The 16,962-nt window shown below is 69.8% G+C and carries 14 protein-coding genes and 1 pseudogene; 3 read left to right on the top strand and 12 right to left on the bottom strand.

Annotated elements, in window-relative coordinates; all coding sequences use genetic code 11:
• The first annotated feature begins 528 nt into the window (after positions 1–528).
• Positions 529–1,125 carry an LppP/LprE family lipoprotein gene (locus CM1CMNOD_RS10920; RefSeq protein ID WP_013873709.1) on the top strand — a complete coding sequence of 199 codons (597 nt, stop codon included), beginning with the start codon at positions 529–531 and terminating at the stop codon, positions 1,123–1,125.
• Between the two features lie 166 nt (positions 1,126–1,291).
• On the opposite strand, the gene CM1CMNOD_RS10915 is transcribed toward CM1CMNOD_RS10920, so the two are convergent.
• From CM1CMNOD_RS10915 to CM1CMNOD_RS10885, 7 genes are all read right to left on the bottom strand, one after another.
• A complete protein-coding gene (locus CM1CMNOD_RS10915) occupies positions 1,292–3,292 on the bottom strand; it encodes an ABC transporter ATP-binding protein (protein WP_013873708.1) in 2,001 nt (666 codons plus the stop codon).
• Entirely contained in the window at positions 3,289–3,750 is a 462-nt protein-coding gene (locus CM1CMNOD_RS10910; protein WP_013873707.1) for a lasso peptide biosynthesis B2 protein, read from the bottom strand. The genes CM1CMNOD_RS10915 and CM1CMNOD_RS10910 overlap by 4 nt, the downstream gene beginning before the upstream one ends.
• Positions 3,751–3,785: 35 nt before the next feature.
• Complete coding sequence (locus CM1CMNOD_RS10905; RefSeq protein WP_013873706.1) at positions 3,786–4,055, bottom strand: lasso peptide biosynthesis PqqD family chaperone; 270 nt, start codon at positions 4,053–4,055, stop codon at positions 3,786–3,788.
• On the bottom strand, positions 4,052–5,959 hold the full coding sequence (locus CM1CMNOD_RS10900) for a lasso peptide isopeptide bond-forming cyclase (RefSeq protein ID WP_013873705.1): 1,908 nt from the start codon (positions 5,957–5,959) through the stop codon (positions 4,052–4,054). Before CM1CMNOD_RS10900 ends, CM1CMNOD_RS10905 begins: the two co-directional genes overlap by 4 nt.
• Positions 5,960–6,334: 375 nt before the next feature.
• Positions 6,335–6,490, bottom strand: coding sequence for a lasso RiPP family leader peptide-containing protein (locus tag CM1CMNOD_RS21720; protein WP_157491007.1), 156 nt, complete (start codon positions 6,488–6,490; stop codon positions 6,335–6,337).
• A gap of 194 nt (positions 6,491–6,684) precedes the next feature.
• Positions 6,685–7,368 (bottom strand): AfsR/SARP family transcriptional regulator, encoded by a 684-nt coding sequence (locus CM1CMNOD_RS10890; RefSeq protein WP_237702725.1) that lies wholly within the window; start codon positions 7,366–7,368, stop codon positions 6,685–6,687.
• 347 nt (positions 7,369–7,715) lie between these two features.
• On the bottom strand, positions 7,716–11,108 hold the full coding sequence (locus tag CM1CMNOD_RS10885; protein WP_043606153.1) for a pyruvate carboxylase: 3,393 nt from the start codon (positions 11,106–11,108) through the stop codon (positions 7,716–7,718).
• A gap of 347 nt (positions 11,109–11,455) precedes the next feature.
• Here CM1CMNOD_RS10885 and CM1CMNOD_RS10880 point away from each other — a divergent pair, with 347 nt between their 5' ends.
• A complete protein-coding gene (locus CM1CMNOD_RS10880) occupies positions 11,456–11,950 on the top strand; it encodes a DUF2231 domain-containing protein (protein WP_013873701.1) in 495 nt (164 codons plus the stop codon).
• Positions 11,951–12,036: 86 nt separating this feature from the next.
• On the opposite strand, the pseudogene CM1CMNOD_RS10875 reads toward CM1CMNOD_RS10880, so the two are convergent.
• Both CM1CMNOD_RS10875 and CM1CMNOD_RS21715 read right to left on the bottom strand, forming a co-directional pair.
• Positions 12,037–12,723 (bottom strand): annotated as a pseudogene (locus CM1CMNOD_RS10875) (response regulator).
• Between the two features lie 464 nt (positions 12,724–13,187).
• Complete coding sequence (locus tag CM1CMNOD_RS21715; protein ID WP_013873700.1) at positions 13,188–13,364, bottom strand: hypothetical protein; 177 nt, start codon at positions 13,362–13,364, stop codon at positions 13,188–13,190.
• Between the two features lie 344 nt (positions 13,365–13,708).
• Here CM1CMNOD_RS21715 and CM1CMNOD_RS10870 point away from each other — a divergent pair, with 344 nt between their 5' ends.
• Positions 13,709–14,302 (top strand): hypothetical protein, encoded by a 594-nt coding sequence (locus tag CM1CMNOD_RS10870; RefSeq protein WP_013873699.1) that lies wholly within the window; start codon positions 13,709–13,711, stop codon positions 14,300–14,302.
• A 234-nt stretch (positions 14,303–14,536) separates the two neighbouring features.
• Here CM1CMNOD_RS10870 and CM1CMNOD_RS10865 read toward each other — a convergent pair whose 3' ends face one another.
• The 3 genes from CM1CMNOD_RS10865 to CM1CMNOD_RS10855 all read right to left on the bottom strand — a co-directional run bounded on the left by CM1CMNOD_RS10865 (position 14,537) and on the right by CM1CMNOD_RS10855 (position 16,825).
• Positions 14,537–15,379: a rhomboid family intramembrane serine protease gene (locus tag CM1CMNOD_RS10865; protein ID WP_013873698.1), complete on the bottom strand. Its 843-nt coding sequence runs from the start codon at positions 15,377–15,379 to the stop codon at positions 14,537–14,539.
• A 149-nt stretch (positions 15,380–15,528) separates the two neighbouring features.
• On the bottom strand, positions 15,529–16,332 hold the full coding sequence (locus tag CM1CMNOD_RS10860; RefSeq protein ID WP_013873697.1) for a phytanoyl-CoA dioxygenase family protein: 804 nt from the start codon (positions 16,330–16,332) through the stop codon (positions 15,529–15,531).
• A 196-nt stretch (positions 16,333–16,528) separates the two neighbouring features.
• The gene (locus tag CM1CMNOD_RS10855; RefSeq protein ID WP_013873696.1) at positions 16,529–16,825 is read right to left on the bottom strand and encodes a GlsB/YeaQ/YmgE family stress response membrane protein; all 297 of its coding nucleotides are present in this window, start codon (positions 16,823–16,825) and stop codon (positions 16,529–16,531) included.
• Positions 16,826–16,962: the final 137 nt, after the last annotated feature.

Raw genomic sequence — 16,962 nt, 5'->3', positions numbered from 1 at the left:
CACTAGCGCTTCGCGCGGTGCCGCTCTTGTAGCGCTTTGCGCGGGGCCGCCTCGGGGCACCGCGCGCGGTACGGCCTGGCCCAGGCGGGCAGGGCCGTACCGGCCATGTCCGGCAGAAGACAGCGGAAACGTGCGTGTACCGCGTGTGGCCCACCGGTCGGCCGGGCAGTCCGGATAACATGTGATGCGCCCGGGTGTCGTACCGTACCGATTTGTTTCCTTTTTCGCCCGGCTGCCCGTGTCGTTGTAGGTGTCCGTATTCTTTCGTCTGCGTTCCGGTGGTTGTCTGTATTCTGAGGGCTGGTCTTCCGGCGTCTGGTCGTAATATCGGACATTCGTTTTACCTTTTCATCGATTTACCGGCTGTCCCGGCTCTGGGTCGACCGGAGACGGTGTGAGGGACGAATGGCCGAGTAGGCGGGTGTGAAACGGGTATCTCCGCCAACGGGAGCCCGGCCACGGCGGGGAGTCAGCCCTGACGTACGGGCAGCGGACAAGGCAGAGAGCGGGCAGGGGAGAGGGGATGTCATGGCCTTTCGTCGTTGTCTGGTGGCCACCCTGGTGGCCGTCACGGTCGCGCTGAGCGGGTGGGGCGACGGGCGCGTTCTCGCCGCGTCGGCACCACAGCCGCGGCCACCCGGGCCGGGGACGCCGCTGTCCGCCGCGCCCGTGTCCGCGCCGTCTTCCGGGGCCGCTTCCGGAGCTGACGGGACCGAAACGGCCACGGCGGTCGTCCGGGAGCACGGCTACACCCCCACCGGGACGGCCGGCTACCACCCGGACAACGACCTCAGCGTGATCGTCGGACGCTGGACCGCCGCCGTGGACGGCCATCCTCAGCAGGCGTTCCTCTTCCACCACGGCCGTCTGGTCGGCACCGACACCCAGCTACCGAGCGCGACCGTCGAGTGGCTGTGGTCTACCGACGACGTCGTCGCGCTGTCCTACCAGCTTTACCGGCCCGATGACCCGCTGTGCTGCCCCACCGGTGGCGCGGCGACTGTGCGTTACCAGTGGAACGGTACGACGGCTGTTCCTCTCGACCCCGTCCCGCCCGCCGACTGGTCGGCGTCGGCAAGCCGACGGGCGGTGAGCGGCACGGGCTCGACGGGCACCGCGAGCTGAGGACGAGGCGGGCCAACCGGGGCTGGCCGGGCCGCGACGTGAGCCAGCCAGCCCCGGAACCACCAGCGATGCGATCAAACGCATCCGGGCTGCCGGAGCTGGACGACCACCGGGCCCGCACGGCCTTCCCCAGAACCCTGCTCCGGCCCCTTTACGGCCGGCCCCCTCATGGGCGCCCCCGGCCAAGGTCCGGGTCAGCGTCCAGCCGGCTGGACGCGAGCTCCTGGTAGAGCGGGCTCACTCGTACCAGATGCTCGTGGTGGCCGGTGGCCGCCACCTTTCCCTCGTCGAGGACGATGATCCGATCGGCTGCGCGAACCGTGGAGATCCGGTGCGCGATGACCAGGAGCGCGTGCGATGCCGAGACCTGACGCATCGCCCGGGTGAGCGCCCGCTCGGTGAGCGAGTCCATCTGGGAGGTGGGCTCGTCCATGAGGAGGACGGCGGGCCGGGCCAGCAACGCGCGGGCGATGGCGACCCGTTGGCGTTCCCCACCCGAGAGCAGAACCCCGTGGTCGCCGACCTCGGTGTCCAACCGGTCGGGTATCCGCGCGACCAGGTCGGCCAGGCCGGCGGTACTGATCGCCCAGCGCAGCTCGTCCTCGGTGGCGTCGGGCGCGGCATAGACGATGTTGTCCCGCAGCGTTCCCTGCAGCACCGGGGTCTGCTGTTCGACCAGGTTCACCCAGGTGCGGGCGGTGGCACGGTCGAGGGTGTCCGCGTCCCGCCCGCCGAACAGGATCGTCCCGCGGTCCGGTTCGTAGAACCGCTCGATGAGCTGGAACACGGTGGACTTTCCCGCACCGGACCTGCCGACCAGCGCGATGTGGCCGCGGGGCGGCACCGTGAACGACACGTCCCGAAGCACCGGTTCGCCGGAGTAGCCGAACCAGACGTTACGGAACTCGACCGCCGGAGTGTCCCCGGCCTGTTCGACCGCCTGCCCGTCCCCGAGTTGTCTCCCGTGCCGGCCGGCGGGCCGGAGCGCCCGCGGTCCGGGGCCGTCCCGGCCGGGGTCGGGACGCCGCTCGGCGGCACCGGCGGTGTCCGGTTCACGGGGTAGCGCGAAGACCGCGTCGACACGCCGCAGCCCTCCCATGCCGCGTTGGATCGTCCCCGCGACCTCGAACAGATCGGACAGCGGTATGACGAGATAGGTGGCGTAGAGCAGGAAGGCGACGAGATCACCCAGGGACGTCGAACCCCGTGCGACGAGCACTCCACCGACCAGCAGCACCACCAGAACCGATCCCTGCACGGCCAGTTGGATGGCCGGAGCGACGACCGAGTCCAACGCGGCCATCCGCACCCCAGCCCGGTAGGCGGCCCGCGCGTGGCCGGCGATGCGCGCGCTCTCACGCCGTTCGGCCCGGCTGGCCCGCACGGTGCGGATCGTGGTGAGTGCCCGTTCGAGGTCGGCGGTCATGCTCCCGATGCTGGCCTGGCCGCGTTCCGAGGTGATCCGGATGCGCACCAGCACGCCCAGCACCATCACCCCGGCCACCACGGCCGCGAGCAGGACGAGCAGGAAGAGCAACGCGTCCAGCCACACCATCATCACGACCGCGCCGATGACGCCGATCACGCTTGTGACGATCGTGGAGAAGCTGTAGGCCACCGCCTCCCGGACGAGGGTGGTGTCGGTGTTGGCCCGGGAGATCAGGTCGCCGGTGCGCCGCCGGTCGTAGACCCCGATCCGCAGCCGCAGCAGGTGATCGACCAGCCGGATCCGCAGATCGAGCAGGATTCCCTGGCCGGCACGTTCCAGCAGGTAGTTACCGAGGGTGTCGGTCAGTGCCTGGCCGACGAAGAGCGCGAACAGCAGCAGGATGAGCGATCCGGGGACGCCGCCGGCCTGCGCAAGGTCGATGACGTCCTTCACCAGCAGCGGCTGGGCGACGCCGAGGACGGTGCCGACCACCGTCAGCGCGGTGGCGATCCCCACCAGCCGGCCGTGTCCGCGCAGCAGACGCCACAGCCCGCGCAGCCGCAGTTCCCCGGCCTGCGACCCGTCCTCGTATGCTCCGTCGCCGGACGGTCCGCCGCCCTGAAGGCGTTCTCCGGGCACACCGTCGGTGTAGGCCGCGTCGCCGTTCGAGTCGGCCGGCCGTGGCCTGGCCGTGGTCGTCCGCTCCGCCGGGCCGCCCGGCAGGCCGATGATCCTCATGATGCTCCGACACCTGCCGCCGTGGCCATCCCCGCCGCTGGCGGGGGGACGGTGAGAAGCGGCCGGAAGTAGCCCGCTGGTTCCCGTTCGCCCACCATCGCCCCGTCCGCCTCCACCCAGGCATGGGCGGCGAACGGGCTGACGGCGCGGACGCCCACGCACCAGGTCGGCCAGACCCCCGATGCCCGGCAGAGCAGCGCGGTGGCGATGGATCGGGGGATGCAGCCGTGGCCGCTGCGACACACCATGCTCACCGCCGTCACGGCGTTGCGTGCGGCCAGCGTCTGCTGGTAGTCGGCTGGCACGGCACCCCGGCGCAGCCAGGTCAGGACGGCACGGATCCGGCTGGGAGGCTGGGTGGCGAGCAGTCGTGCGGCCGCGACCGCGGCCAGGGCCAGGGGCCGTCGCCGTAGCGCGAGGTTGTCTCCCCGACGGCTCACCGACATGGGTGTGGTCATTGCCCGTCACCTCCCGGGGTGAACGTGCGTCGGCATTACCGGTCGGCGGCGCCGGTCGCGAGGAGCCCCGCCGCGCGAAGCTCGGTCAGCAGGGCCCGCACGTCACGGTCCGCGGTGGTTGCGTCCACGTCACAGGTGTCGGTGACGGCGGCGGCGGCGTCGGCGGGGCTGCCGCCGCCGAGCAGCACCCGTAACACGAGCGCCCCGGTCGGATTGAGCGACCAGTATCGACCGCTGCGCTCGTCCAGGAGCGCGGCACCGTAGTCGGTTTCGGTGTGGGCGACCGCCTGCCGCAACCTCGTCATGCTGCCCCCAGCGGATGCCCGGCCGCCCGGTCGCCGGTGAGCACCCGAAGCCATGTTTCACAGGCGAAGGTCTGGTGGAGAGATTCGTGTTCCCGCTCGGGCGCGTGTGAATACCGGCAGTACTCCCGCAGTTTCTCCGGATCCACCAGCCCGAGATCGGCGAGCCGGGAGTTTTCGCACAACGCCAGCAGTTGGTCGCGGTGGGCGTCCAGCCCCGCCGCCTCCTCCGCCGAACCCTCCGCTTTTGTGACGCGTCGCAGGGAGCGGTCCGGCACGATCCCGCGCATGGCCTCCTTGAGCAGCGGCTTGTACTCCCAGGGGGTGGTGCGTTCCTCCGGGCGAACCGCGAGGGCGGCCTCGATCACCCGGTCGTCGAGGAACGGGGCGGCCGGTGTCACGGTGGTCGGCGCGGCGAGCTGGCAGAACAGCCGAGTGGCTCCCGCGGCCGTTCGGATGGACAGCAGGTCATGATGCCCGTCACGGGTCCCGGCCAGCGGTGGCGCTGCGGAGTCCACCAGCGCCTCCAGCGCCTCGCGTACCAGCGTGACGGCGTGCGGCGTCAGCCATCTGGGCAGTCGGGGGGTGTCGGCCCAGTCCAGGTCGGCGAGGCCGGGCATCGGGCGGGAGCCGGTGACCTGGGCGGCCAGCTGCGCCAGGTAGGTGCGGTAGCCGCGCGGCTGGAGCATCCACAGGCCCGCCCACAACGGCCACCGGTGCTGGATCCGGAAGCCGCGGAACCGGTCGACGGCGGTCCACGGACGTCTGCGCAGCAGCGCGGGCAGGTAGTTCGATGTTCCCTGCACGACCTCGTCACCGCCGAGACCGGTCAGGTGGACGCGTGGGTGGTAAAGGGCCACGCGGCGCAGGCCGGTGAGTATCTTCGCCCGGTCGGTGATGCCGGGGAAGGGCCTGTCCAGCGCTTCGTCAGCGGTCATGATCCCGTCGTAGACGAGGGGAAGCTCGTCGCGCGGCAGGACCTCGTGCACCATGCCCGGCAGACCAGCCGGCCGGCCAGTCGGCAGACCAGCCACGGCCAGGTCCACCCATTCCGGATCGTCATCGCCCGGATCCCGGCCGATACCGGTGTAGGCGACGAGCGTCACCGGGTTTCTCGCGGTCAGAAAGCACACCGCTGCCGAGTCGAGTCCGCCGGACAGGTCGCAGCTCACCGTGCCACCGCTGCCGCCGACGGCACCGGCCCGGGCGGCCACCGCCTCGGTGAGGGCGCCGCGCAGCAGCGGTGCTCCCGTCTCCAGCGACAGCACCGGTTCGGGCCGGCGCCACCAGCGGACGGTGCGCGCCCGTCCGTCGCGGTCGGCCAGGAGGAAATGGTCGGGCGCGAGCACCTCCACACCGCGCCACATCGGCCGGTCGTCCAGGGGGTAGGGCGCCGACGGGTCGAGCAGGGACAGCGCGACAGCGGTGGGATCCAGCTCGCCGCGGACGCAGGCGGCCAGCATGTCGGCGCGGTCAGAGGCGATGACCTGCCCGTCCAGCACCGTGTGGAACACCCGCCGCAGGCCCGAAGCGGTGCCCTGAACACGGCGGTGGCCGTCGATGTCGGCCACGACGTGGAAACTGCCGGGCAGCGACGAGATCAGGATGTCGAGCGCGGTGACCTCCCGTATCCGCGTCAGAGCGCGGGTGAGGTGGGCGGCGCTGACCGGGCAACATCCGATCAGCGCCAGTCGGGAGGTCCCGGCCTCGGCGACCACGACAGTGTCGCCGACAGCATCGTTGCCGACAGCATTGTCGGACCAGTCACCAAGCAGCCACGGCCGGCCGGAACGGTAGCGCAGCGTTCGCGGGGCGCGCTCGGCGACCGGGCTGACGGCCCCGGCCAGGTGACCGGCATCGGGCAGGGTGAGAAACCACGGTGTTCCGGGAGAGGGAAGTCCTGTCATGCGCTGTCCGCCTGTTTCTTCGCACCGGAGATCAGGATGACAGGCTGCGGCCGGGGCCACCGTCGGCAGTCGCTGTCGAGGAAAATGTCCGCTCCCCGCGTCCCCGCACGCCGCTGGTGGCAGTAAGAGTTACTCACTGCCACCGTGTACGACGGCAGGGAGCCACCGGGCTATGTGGCTTGTCCACGGGGCCGCTGAACAGCGGTCGTAGTCCGACCAGCGGGCGGGGTGGCTGCGCCCGGACAGCACGGGCGTGTTGACCCGGGCAGCAGTGTTCCCTCCAGGTCGACGCCGCAGGGGCGATCGGCCGGGGTGCGGAAGCACCCGCTCGCGAGTGAACCGTTGGTGTTCAGCGGCGTTCCAGTCCGTGGTGTTCTAGTAGCCGTGACGGAATCCGCGGAACCTACGGAACCTGCGGAACTTCTGGTATCCGCCGTAGTAGTCCCGCCGATGGCCGCCGTAGTAGCCTTCGGTGACGACGGGGAAGGTGCCGACCTCCTGGAGCGCGGGCGGCTGGTACGGAGCTTTCATGGTGCCTCCTGTGGAGTCCTCTCGGATGATCGGCCCGACCATCGTTGGTCGGACGGTCTCTTCCATCCGATCTCTCCGGGCTGGCCCATTGGGAACCAACCCTTCCTCCATGTTGCGACCATGAGGTTCAGTGAAGGTTCAACCCGCGTACATCCGTAGCGAAAAAGGTGCGTTTCCGTACCGTCTGCCGCCGGTCACCGTTCGGTCTCCACACTGAGATCGGCGTCCAGTATCCGCTGGTGCAGCCTACGCAGCCCCGCTCCCGGCTCGACGCCGAGCTCCTCGGCCAGCAGGCGGTACACGGTCTGGTACGCCGACAGCGCCTCCGCCCGCCGGCCCGACTGGTGCAACGCGAGGAGGAGCTGGCCCCACAGCCGCTCCCGCAGGGGATATTCGATGGTCAGCGCACGCAGCGTGGGCAGGACGGCGTCCTGGTGGCCGCGGGAGAGACGGACGTCGATCAGATCTTCCAGGACCGCCCAGTGCTGCTCCTCCAACCGTGCCGCCTCGGCCAGGGTGATGCTCTCGGGCAGTTCGTCGAAAGGCTGTCCACGCCACAGTTCCAACGCTTTCTGAAAATAATCGACGGCAATCTCGCCGGCGCCTTCGCGCAACGCCTCCTGGCCACGGTGCGCCATTTTGTCAAAAACCGACACGTCAAGTTCACCAGGCGCCAGGTTGATGCGGTAGGCACCTGCCCTGCTTTCTATCCTGTTATCCGTGGGAGGAGCCGGGGGGAGCGTCCGCCGCAATTGCGACACATAGGTCTTGATGTTTCCGAACGAGGATCTGGGCGGCTCGTCCTCCCAGAGGACGGCACAGATCCGGTCGATGCTCACCCAGGTCCCGGCATTGAGGAGCAGTAGCGAGAGCAGCATACGTGGCTTGTGCTGGTGAATATCGATCAGTGTGTCGTCGTATCCGTACACCTCCAATGGCCCCAGTACGCGGAACCGCGTTCTCTCGCCCCGGAGTCCGCGTACTTCCGTGCTCATCTGACTGGCGTATGACTCCATTCCGCGGGTACTCCCGTACCTGGCTACAGCCGGCTCGACAAAAGAAACTCACCGGATAAGGCGCATACTCCTTCCCCGGCCAGCGGCCTCCGTTTCCGGGATCGCTGACCGGGGTGCTGTGCGAATGCGGCACATGCTGTGAGTACGGCCACGTGTTAGCGGTACCCTGCCTGGAGTCGCACCAATCAGGAAGATCTTGAAGAAGCCGCTCAGTTGGGGACCGGCACGGGGGTCACCACAAGAAGGAGATCGCCGACCTCGACGGAAACGCCGGAGGAGTGGACCAGTTCGGTGACGGTCCCCGCGTGCGGGCTGGTGACGGCGGCCTCCATCTTCATCGCCTCGATGGTGGCCAGCCGGTCACCCTTGCGCACCTCCTCACCGACAGTGACCGTATAGGTGACCAGTCCGGGCAGCCCCGCGGGAATCTGTGCCGGGTCGCCGGGGTCGGCGCGCCGGGCCTCCTTGGACACCGTCGCGATCGAGGTGTCCCGCACCGACACCGGCCGTGGCTGGCCGTTGACCCGCAGGTACAGGGTGCGCATGCCCGCGTCGTCGGGTTCGCCGACGTCGTTGAGCTCGACGATGACCTCCACCCCGGGCTCCACGGTGATGGTCACCGGCTGTCCCGGGGTGAGGCCGTAGAAGAACTCCTCGGTGGGGACCGTGGCGGAGTTGCCGTAGGCCGCCACGGCGGCGGTGTAGTCGTTCCACGGCCCGGGGAACAGCAGCCGGGACAGGGTCTCGCGCCGCCCCGGTCCGTCCACCCGCAGGGCGGCCGCGTCCTGCGGGTCCAGGTCGGTCACGGGCGCGGACGGCTGCCGGCCGGCGAGCGCGCGTTCGCGGAAGGGCTCGGCGAAGCCGGCCGGTGGCGTGCCGAGATCGCCGGCAAGGTAGCCCAGGACGCTGGCCGGCAGGTCGTAGCGTTCGGGATGCTCGCGCAGCACGGCGACGTCGATGTCACCGCCGGCGATGAACAGCGCCAGGTCCCCGACGACCTTGCTGGTGGGCGTGACCTTGATGGGCTTGCCGAGCAGGTCGTTGGCCAGGGCGTAGCACTCCTGCACCTGGGACCATTTGGCGCCCAGCCCGAGGGCGATCGCCTGCTGGCGCAGGTTCGTCAGCTGGCCGCCGGGGATCTCGTGCCGGTAGACGGCACCCGTCGGCGCCCGCAGCCCCGCCTCGAACGGCGCGTAGAGGTCGCGGACCGCCTCCCAGTACGGCTCCATCGCCGACAGCGCGGTCAGGCTGATCCCGGTTGCCCGTGGGGTGTGGTCGGTGGCAGCGACGAGCGCGGACAGGTTCGGCTGGCTGGTGCCGCCCGACAGCGGCGCGGACGCGGCGTCGACGGCGTCCGCGCCGGCCTCGGCCGCCGCGATCAGGGTGGCCAGCTGGCCACCAGCGGTGTCGTGGGTGTGTACGTGCACGGGCGCGTCGAAGTTCTTCCGCAGCGCCGCCACCAGGACGCGTGCGGCGGCCGGTCGCAGCAGCCCGGCCATGTCCTTGATCGTCAGTACGTGCGCGCCAGCGGCCACGAGCTGTTCGGCCAGGCGCAGGTAGTAGTCGAGGGTGTAGATCCGCTCCGCGGGGTCCACCAGATCGCCGGTGTAACACAGAGTTCCCTCGGCGACCGCGCCGGCCTCGAGGACCGCGTCGATCGCCGGCCGCATCTGCTCGATGTCGTTCAGCGCGTCGAACACCCGGAAGATGTCGACGCCGGTCGCCGCCGCCTCGGCGACGAACGCCTGGACCACGTCGTCCGGGTAGGGGGTGTAGCCGACGGCGTTGCGTCCGCGCAGCAGCATCTGCAGGCAGATGTTGGGAACCCGTTCGCGGATGGCGGCGAGGCGTTCCCACGGGTCCTCCGCGAGGAAGCGCAACGCCACGTCGTAGGTGGCCCCGCCCCAGCACTCAAGGCTCAGCAGGTCGGGGACGAGCCGGGAGTAGGCGGGGGCGATCGCGAGAATGTCGGTGGTGCGCAGCCTGGTCGCCAGCAGCGACTGATGGGCGTCACGCAGAGTGGTGTCGGTGACCGCGAGCCGGGTCTCGGCCCGCAGCCGCGCCGCCCACTCCCGCGGGCCGACCTCGGCGAGCAGCTGCCGGGAGCCGGCCGGCGCCGCCCCGGCCGGGATGGTCGGCAGCAGGCCCAGCGGGTCGATCAGCGTGGCGGCCGGCCGCCGGTGGCCGTTGACGGTGCTGGTGGCCAGCCGGTCGAGCAGCCGGCTGGTGCGGTCGGTACCGCCGTCCCCGAGGAACAGCCCCGGCCGGTCGTCCAGGAACGACGTGGTCACCCGGCCGGCGAGGAAGTCCTCCTCGGCGAGCAGCCGCTGCAGGAACTTCACGTTCGTGCGCACGCCGCGGACCCGGAACTCCGCCAGCGCCCGGCCGGCCCGCGCGGTGGCCTGCGCCAGATCGGCCCCGCGGGCGGTCACCTTGACCAGCAGCGAGTCGAAGTACGGGGTGATCTCCACGCCCTGGTAGATCGCCCCGTCCAGCCGGACGCCCGAGCCGCCCGGGGACTCGTATCTGGTGATCTTTCCGGTGTCCGGGCGGAACCCGTCCGCCGGATCCTCGGTGGTCACCCGGCACTGCACCGCGGCCCCGCGGATGCTGATCGACTCCTGGGACAGGCCCAGGTCGGCCAGGGCGGCGCCGCCGGCGATCCGCAGCTGTGCCACGACCAGGTCGACGCCGGTGACCTCCTCGGTGACGGTGTGCTCGACCTGGATACGCGGGTTCATCTCCATGAAGGTGTGCGACCCGTCGGCGGCGACCAGGAACTCCACCGTGCCGGCGTTGACGTAGCCGACGTGCCGGGCGAACGCCAGCGCGTCCGCGCACAGCCGGTCCCGCACGGCGGCGTCGAGCAGGGGAGCGGGCGCGACCTCGACGACCTTCTGGTGACGTCGCTGCACCGAGCAGTCCCGCTCGTAGAGGTGGACGACCTCGCCGGTGGCGTCGCCGAGGACCTGCACCTCGATGTGCCGGGGCCGGTCGAGGGCCTGCTCGAGGAAGATCGTGCCGTCCCCGAAGGCCGCCGCCGCCTCCCGGATCGCGCTCGTCACCGCGTCTTCAAGGTCTTCTGGATAGTTCACCCGGCGCAGGCCGCGGCCACCACCGCCCGCCGACGCCTTCACGAACAGCGGGAAGCCCACGGCCTCGGCGGCGGCCAGCGCGGCGGCCGGTTCGGTCACCGGCGCCGAGGCCCGCAGCACCGGCAGGCCCGCGGCCACCGCGGCCTCACGGGCGGCCACCTTGTCCCCGGTCAGCCGCAGCACCGGCGGCGGGGGGCCGACGAAGGTGACCCCGGCCAGCTCGCACGCGTGTGCCAGCGCCTCGCTCTCGGACAGGAAGCCGTATCCCGGGTGCAGGGCGTCCGCGCCGACCCTTTTCGCCACCGCCAGCAGGGCGTCGATGTCCAGATAGCCGCGGACGGGGTGGCCGGGCTTGCCGATCTCGTAGGACTCGTCAGCCTTTGTCCGGTGCTGTGAGCCCACGTCCTCGGGCGTGTAGACGGCAACCGTGCGCAGTCCCAGCTCGTGCGCGGCACGGAAGACGCGGATGGCTATCTCACTGCGATTCGCGACCAGGACCTTATTGATCAAGGTGTCACCCTCCACGACGCGGACCAGGTCGACCCCGAAGCGGCCGCCGACTCGGCGAATTGTCGCAGCATTTTTATCCATGTGCTTCTGTTGATGTAGCGCGGTGTCCCGTGGCGGTGGGGCATGGCCCACCGGTCGCACCCGGCGCACCCGGCGCACCTTGGGCGTATCAGCGTGATGAGGCGTCATCACGCCAGTTGTCCGGGCCACGCCTGTTCTCGATCGCTCTCATCCCACGGAACACCGGCGATCTGATCGACAGCCCCTCAGGACCTGCCTCGTCTTACTTTTGCATAATGCAACAAACCCCATCGAAGTGATACCGGACCGCGATCGGAGCGGCAGTGGGACCAATGGAGATCAACGGTCTGCCCGCGCATGCGTTACTCGTGCATGTGGTCGTCGTCCTCGTGCCGGTCGCGGCGGCGATGGTGATGCTGTCGTCGGTGTGGCCGGCGGCGCGCCGCCGGCTCGGTGTCGCCACACCGCTGGTCGCGTTGATCGCGTTGGTCAGTGTTCCGCTCACCACCCATGCCGGAGAGTGGCTCGAAGCCCGTGTGCCCGCTGATCCCCTGGTCCGCCGGCACGCCGAACTAGGTGACAGTCTGTTGCCCTGGGTGGCCGTATTGTTCCTCGCGGCCGCGGTGTCCTGGATGCTGTCACGGCGGGTGCACACTGCCTCTCGGCCGGTCCATCCAGGTGTCGTGGTGGTCGTCGCGGCGCTTGGCATCGTCGCTGCCGCTGGTTCGATCGTGCAGACCTACCGAATCGGCGACAGCGGCGCCAAGGCTGTGTGGCATGACGGTTTCAGCCAGACCGCCCGTGGCGACGAGGGATGACGAAGGATGCGGCATGAACTGACTGTGATCGGATTCCAGTCCGGCTGGACTCGGTCCGGCTGTTCGCCGCCGGTCGCCTGCCGGCGTCAGTGGGCGAGCTTGGTGGCGAAGACGGCGGCCTGGGTCCGGCTTTCCAGCCCGAGTTTGGCCAGCAGGCTGGAGACGTAGTTCTTCACGGTCTTCTCCGCCAGGAACAGGCGGTTGGCGATCTGCCGGTTGGTCAGCCCCTCGGCGATGAGCGCGAGAATGCGGCGTTCCTGCTCGGTCAGGGTGGCGAGCCGCTCGTCGTGGACGGGTTCCTGCCCCGCGCGGCGCAGTACCCGGGGGGTCACCGCGGGGTCGAGGAGGGAACGGCCCGCCGCAACCCGCCGTACGGCATCCACCAGAGCGGTACCGCGGGCCCGCTTGAGGACGTACCCGGCGGCACCTGCCATGATCGCGGTGAACAGGGCCTCCTCGTCATCGAACGAGGTGAGGATCAGACAGGCGACAGCGGGGTTGCGGGAACGGACCTACCGGCACACCTCGATGCCGCTGCCGTCCGGCAGGCGCGCGTCCAGCACCGCGACGTCGGGCCGGGCGGCGAGGATCGCCCGGTCCGTCCCGTCGAGGTGATCGGCCTCGCCGATCACCTCGATGTCGGGCTCCTCGGAAAGAAGATCGCGCAGCCCGCGGCGGACCAGCTCATGATCGTCAAGGAGAAAGACCCGGATGGGCGTGGCACCCACCGTGACATCGGTGGGCCCGGCCGCGTTCGCAGATTCTTCTGACACGGTTTTCTCCGCCTGACCGGGTTGTCCGACTGGGCTGCCTGACCGGGGTGTCTGGCCATGTTGTCTGATTGGGCTGTCTGGCTGTCTGGCCGGGTTGTCTAACCGGGTTGTCTGTCACCGCACGTCATATTCTGCAAACAGATTCTAGCCCGAGCTGGAACGGTTCGACCCGCAGGTCCCAGGTAATCACCGGATGCCTCCTTTGCCGCGGCCGGCGCATACTTCGACACACCCGGTGGCGGGACACCGGTACCGCCGCCGGCCGGCCGCACGAGCCGGATCCCGAATCCCGACCGACACGGTGCCGGTGCCGGAGCTGCTGGTGCCGCGGGTGTCACCGCCGTTCTCCGTCGGCACCCGCCCGGGCGGGTGCCGACGGAGAACGGGACCAGGCTCGGCGGGATACCCGGTCGGCTTCGGGGCGCTGGACCGGCGCGGTGGGAGGTGAGCTGGGCGGGTACCGGTCAGAGCTGGATGTTCACGCTGCCGCCGAGGAGCAGGACCGGCCAGATGGTCACGGCCAGCACGAAGGTGGCGAGCTGGGAACCGGTGTGCACCTGGTAGTCCCTGTTGATTGCGACGACGATGCCGACGGCGAACCAGATCAGGGCGATGACGGGGACCTGTACCCGGGTACGCATGATGGTCCTTTCCCGGGCCGAGGGGCCCGCGGGAGCTCGTGAGGAGCGTGTCCGGGCGGCGGCCCGCACGACGTCGTGCCCGGCGTCCCACCCGGACGCCCCATTCCCGATCAGCGGATTGGTCGATCTTTACTCCCGGCCGGGCGTTCAAACACCTTGTGGGCATATGTGTCGGCAATGTCTCGTGAGCACCCCGGTGCCGGAAGCAACCGCATCATCCGGGATGATGCGCTATCGGTTCCGCGTGCGGCGGTTCGCGGTCGTCACGGTTCGGTTGTCATCGGTTGTCACGCTCCGGCGGTCACGGTCCGGAGTTATCCACATATCCGGAGAGGATGTTGTAGATGGGTTTGGGGAAGGACGGCGCGGAACCGGGTCCCGCGGCCGTCGAACAGGTGGTCAGGATTCTGGAGGAGTATGTGGGCGGTCTGCCCACCACCGATCCGGACGAGCCACACACCGTCACTTTCGTGCGCACCTGGACACTGACACGCACTCTGGGCGAGGCCACCCCGTCAGCCGCCAGCGCGCCCGCGGCCGGCGCACCGTCAGCCGGCGCACCGTCGGCCATCCCGCTGTCAGCTGGCGCCCTGGCGCCGGGTGGCGCGCCGTTGCGTGTTGGTGGCACTGTCGTGCGCTGGTACGCCGCACAGGACGACCACGCTGACCGCGCTGACCGCGCCGACGAGGTCGACGACCAGCGGACGTACGAGCAGCTCGTCGGTGCCGCGCAGGCCCTGGCCGCGCGGGGGTTCCCGTCCGAGGAGGTCTACGAGGGCTGGCGGACGGTCGCCATCGACCTGCCCGCGTCGGCCGTGCCGGTTGCGGCCCCGGTCGGGAAGGATCAGGCCGGAAGCGATCAGGTTGGGAGCGACCCGGCCGAGAAGAAGGCGGGGAAGAAGCGGCGCCTGTGGTGGTCGACGACGGTCACCACCTGAACATGCCAGCTTCCGACGGGTGATCTGTCCGGCCCGGGCCGCCGGGTTCGCCCGTATCTGCCTGCCGCGATGACCGCGACAGGTGGGTGGACGAGCGCGGCGGCCCGTCCACCGGCACATCGTGTAAAAACACGACGAGAGTGTTCCGTGGATCGGCCGACTCGATCGGCCGGTTCCGGCCACCTTCCTGGAGGCGGCTGACGGGCCGGACGCCGGCCCGTCAGTGTCGGCCGGTCAGGGCCAGGGCATCCGGCGGACCCACCGCTGGTCGGGCGGCTGGTATCGGGCCGGCCCCGCGGCCCGCAGCGCGCGGACGAACGGCAGGACGGCCAACGCGCCGAAAACGAATCCGACCACGTGGGCGCCGTAGGCGACGCTGCTGCCCTTCGCGACACCCATACCGATGAAATAGATGTACTGGAGCAGGAACCAGAACCCGAGCACTATCCAGGCCGGCAGCCAGAACGGCAGAAAGAACAGGAACGTGACAAGGCCGATGACCCGCGCCCGCGGGAAGACGACCAGGTAGGCGCCGAGCACGCCGGCCACGGCCCCGGAGGCGCCGATGAGCGTCGTGGTCGAGTCCGACTCGAACAGCGCGAACCCGTAGGTTGCCACGTATCCGCACGCCAGGTAGAAGATCAGATAGAGGAAGCGTCCCATCCGGTCTTCCACGTTGTTGCCGAACACGCCGAGGAAGAGCATGTTCCCGAGCAGGTGCAGCCAGCTCCCGTGCAGGAACATCGCGGTCAGTACCGACAGGACCGGGGACTTGTCGAACGACGGCGGCGACTCCACCTCACACAGCACCTGGCCCTGCGGGTTCACGCCCGCGGACCGGCCGCTGGGCGCCTGAGGGGCGGGCTGGTTGTCCAGTATCTCGGTGGGGACCGCACCCCAGCGGTCGAAGAACCGTTCCTGCTCGCAGACGCTCGTCGGAGTCGCGGTGTCAGCTCCGGCGACCGAGGTCACGATCGGCTCGAAGAGCACGAAGACGGCGACGTTGACCGCTATCAGCAGCCAGGTGACGATCGGCCGGCGACGCAGCGGGTTGATGTCGTGAATCGGTATGACCACGCACCCATCCTGCCCGCGCCGTCCGCGTCACCGACAACCACCCACCCGATGAGGGCTGGCCCAGCTAACACGGTGCTCGTTGTGATTCTGCTGCTGTTCCAGCAGCACCAGGATCACAACGAGCATGAAGTTCGAGGCTGGTCGAGTGGTCAGCGCAGGGCGTTCTTGTTGAAGGGCTCGAGGTGTTCGCCGGCGGCGAGGGGGCGGCCGCCCATGTAGCTGCCGCGCATGTGCCGGCGTACGCCACCGGGCGGATCCTCGGTGGCGCGGGCGGCGGCATGCCACAGGTCGCTGTGGTGCAGCAGCACGTCACCGCGGTCGCAGTAGACCGCCACTTCACCGGGGATCTTGCCGAAGCCGCCGGGGACGGCGTCCCAGTCCCCGCGGTGGCTGCCGGGCACCGCCCGCAGGAAACCGTTGGCCGGCGATGTCGCGTCGATGTGGAAGGTCAGTGCCACCCCGGGCCAGATCTCCGATGTCGGCCGGGACTGGTGGTCGCTGTGCCAGCCGATCCGCGTGTAGGTCATCCCGGCGCCGGGGCGGGCGTCCTGGTAGATGACACCGTGATCGTCCACGTCGTACAGCCAGTGGTCGTTGCCGAGGATGCGCTGGACGAGCGCGAGCAGGACGGGGTGGCGGATCGCCGCCGCGGCGACGGGGGAGAGGTGCGTGACCCCGACGACGTAGTGCACATACGGCGGATGGTCGCCGTCGAAGTCGCCACCGAGATCGTCCCCGGCCCAGGAGCGGTCGAGATCGCCGGTGCCGATCCGGCGTTGGAGGTCGGCGAGCGCGGCACCGAGTGCGGCCGTCTCCTCCTCGGCGAACAGCCCGCGGACGATCACGAAACCGTCGCGGTCGAAGTCCGCGGCCAGCTCCGCAACCGCTTCCGGCGCGCCCGTCCCCGTCTTCGTCTTCGAGGTCTCCGACACCATGTCGACACCGTTCGTCATACGGCCATCATGACCCGCCCGCGACGCCCGGCGGCACGCCCGGCATATACCGCCCGCGGGCTTTCCACCCACACCATGCGCGGGGGAGCGCTGTCCGCGAACGGAGCCGTGACGTGGAAAACACGGGCCGGTGGAGGCGGAAACGACGGCGTCGCCCCGTTCGTGCGCCTGTCAGCGCACTGTCCCGGCGGGCGGGTCAGCGGTACTGGCGGTAGCGGTCGGGGGGCCGGTGGGCGCGGCGGGTGATCCAGAAGGGGGCGAGGAGGGCGACGAGGCCGGCGGCTACACCCACCTGCAGAATGTGGCGTATCCAGTCGAAACCGCCGGTGTCGCGGACACCGAGCGCACTGGCGATGATGTTGCCCACCAGCGCGCCGACGATGCCGATGACGATCGTGAGCCACAGTGGGATCCGCTGTGGCCCCCGGACGAACAAGCGTGCCAACAGGCCGATCACAAGACCGGCGAAAATGATCCAGATCAGTTGAAACACGGTGGCCTTCCTCGCTGGGAGCCGTTGTCACCAGTCGTTGTCACCAACGGTGAGATTATCTCCACCCGCTTTCCCCGCAAACGCCAACGGTCCGTCAGCTGCCTGTCCCTCCCGTGACACCCAGCGCGGCCCCACCC

Source organism: Protofrankia symbiont of Coriaria myrtifolia, from assembly GCF_900634755.1.
Classification (GTDB): domain Bacteria; phylum Actinomycetota; class Actinomycetes; order Frankiales; family Frankiaceae; genus Protofrankia; species Protofrankia coriariae.
This window is presented reverse-complemented; position numbering and strand designations above follow the sequence as displayed.

What these genes read in the sequence shown, in the direction of transcription:
- CM1CMNOD_RS10920 (WP_013873709.1), top strand. Translation starts at nt 529, where the DNA reads ATGGCCTTTCGTCGTTGTCTGGTGGCCACCCTGGTGGCCGTCACGGTC.
- CM1CMNOD_RS10915 (WP_013873708.1), bottom strand. Translation starts at nt 3,292, where the DNA reads ATGAGGATCATCGGCCTGCCGGGCGGCCCGGCGGAGCGGACGACCACG.
- CM1CMNOD_RS10910 (WP_013873707.1), bottom strand. Translation starts at nt 3,750, where the DNA reads ATGACCACACCCATGTCGGTGAGCCGTCGGGGAGACAACCTCGCGCTA.
- CM1CMNOD_RS10905 (WP_013873706.1), bottom strand. Translation starts at nt 4,055, where the DNA reads ATGACGAGGTTGCGGCAGGCGGTCGCCCACACCGAAACCGACTACGGT.
- CM1CMNOD_RS10900 (WP_013873705.1), bottom strand. Translation starts at nt 5,959, where the DNA reads ATGACAGGACTTCCCTCTCCCGGAACACCGTGGTTTCTCACCCTGCCC.
- CM1CMNOD_RS21720 (WP_157491007.1), bottom strand. Translation starts at nt 6,490, where the DNA reads ATGAAAGCTCCGTACCAGCCGCCCGCGCTCCAGGAGGTCGGCACCTTC.
- CM1CMNOD_RS10890 (WP_237702725.1), bottom strand. Translation starts at nt 7,368, where the DNA reads ATGCTGCTCTCGCTACTGCTCCTCAATGCCGGGACCTGGGTGAGCATC.
- CM1CMNOD_RS21715 (WP_013873700.1), bottom strand. Translation starts at nt 13,364, where the DNA reads ATGCGTACCCGGGTACAGGTCCCCGTCATCGCCCTGATCTGGTTCGCC.
- CM1CMNOD_RS10870 (WP_013873699.1), top strand. Translation starts at nt 13,709, where the DNA reads ATGGGTTTGGGGAAGGACGGCGCGGAACCGGGTCCCGCGGCCGTCGAA.
- CM1CMNOD_RS10860 (WP_013873697.1), bottom strand. Translation starts at nt 16,332, where the DNA reads ATGACGAACGGTGTCGACATGGTGTCGGAGACCTCGAAGACGAAGACG.